The sequence below is a fragment of the Pseudomonas sp. P5_B2 genome (assembly GCF_056400445.1).
The window spans coordinates 1-1,530 of record NZ_JBFULH010000836.1 but is presented as its reverse complement, the minus strand read 5'-3'; the positions used below and the strand labels follow the sequence as shown (position 1 = coordinate 1,530).

General features: G+C 58.0%; 2 protein-coding genes. One reads left to right on the top strand and one right to left on the bottom strand.

Annotated features, from left to right (window positions below; genetic code table 11):
- The coding region (locus tag AC1DRJ_RS27280) for a response regulator transcription factor (RefSeq protein WP_477804883.1) at positions 1-367 on the bottom strand (367 nt) is incomplete at its 3' end.
- Positions 368-645: 278 nt separating this feature from the next.
- Between AC1DRJ_RS27280 and AC1DRJ_RS27275 the strand changes: the two genes are divergently transcribed.
- The coding region (locus tag AC1DRJ_RS27275; protein WP_477804882.1) for a hypothetical protein at positions 646-1,530 on the top strand (885 nt) is incomplete at its 3' end.

The following is a 1,530-nucleotide window of genomic DNA, read 5'->3' as shown; positions in this document are numbered from 1 at the left end:
CGGTATTCTGCCGGCGCAGCAGCACTTCAACGCGAGCTGCCATTTCATCCGTGGCGAACGGCTTGGTCAGGTAGTCGTCACCGCCAGCACGCAAACCGCGCACCCGCTCATCGACGTCGGAGAGGGCGCTGATCATCAGGATCGGCGTGGCCACGCCCATGGTCCGCAGCGTGGTGACGATCGCCAGGCCATCGAGTTCCGGCAGCATGCGGTCGAGGGTGATCAGGTCATAGTCGCCACTGACCGCACGCTCCAGGCCTTCCCGGCCATTGTCCACCCAATCGACATCGAGGCCGTGGTTGCTCAATTCGGCGACGATTTCCCGGGCGGTCACGGCGTCGTCTTCGATGGTCAAAATGCGGGTCATAGGGCTGGCCTGATTAACGGTTCTCGATGATGTGCAACATTTTGCCAAGAAATGATCGAAGGCTTTCTAAATAAAACTTCATGCACTGATTATTTCATTCAATGCAGAAAACCCGTCGTCTTGAGGTGGACCTTGCAAATTGCATGAGAATTGGAAGTTCAAAGTTTATAAGCTAATGAAAAATAACGATTTATTTAATTGTTGTCTCTGGCACGGTGACTGCAATGGTCCATTCGAAGAGTTGTAACACCATCTTTCCTGCCTGGAGCGATACAACAATGAATAGATCTTCTGATGGTTTTTATCCCGTCGCAGAAGAAACCAGCACGCTCTCCGGTGTGTCCTGGGGGGCGATCTTCGCCGGGGCCGCTGCGGCGGCGGCGTTATCGTTGATCTTGGTGCTGCTCGGTTTCGGCCTGGGTTTTTCGGCGGTTTCGCCGTGGGCCAATGAAGGCGTGAGCGCCAAGGGCTTGGGCATCTCAACCATCGTGTGGCTGGCGGTGACGCAAATCGTGGCTTCCGGGCTCGGCGGTTACATTGCCGGTCGCTTGCGGGTCAAGTGGGCCAACATGCATGGGGATGAAGTGTATTTCCGTGATACTGCCCACGGCTTCCTCGCTTGGTGCGTAGCGACATTGGTGACCGCGACACTGGTGGTCGGCTCGGTCAGCAGTATCGTCAGCGGTGGTGTGCAGGCTGGCGCAAGTGTCGTCGGTGGGGCGGCCAGTGCGGCCACTCAAGCCGCAGGCAACGCTGCTGGTAAAACCGACAGCGATCAATTTGGTTATTTCGTCGACAGTCTGTTCCGTAGCGATAGTCCCGCACAGGTCAGCGATGAGGACGCGCGGGGCACAGTGACCCGCATCTTCGCTCGCAGCCTTAGCAACGGCCAACTGGCTGCCGAAGACCGGACCTACCTTGCGCAGATGGTTGCCCAACGCACCAACCTGAGCCAGGCAGACGCCGAACGCCGTGTCGATGAAGTCTACGCCCGCACTCAAAAAGCCATTGCCGACGCCAAACTCGCAGCCCAGCAGGCCGCTGATACCGCCGCCAAAGTCGCTGCGATGACTTCGTTGTGGATGTTCGTCGCCCTGCTGATTGGTGCGTTTTTTGCCAGCCTCGCCGCGACCTATGGCGGTCGTCGTCGGGATGCCGTGGTG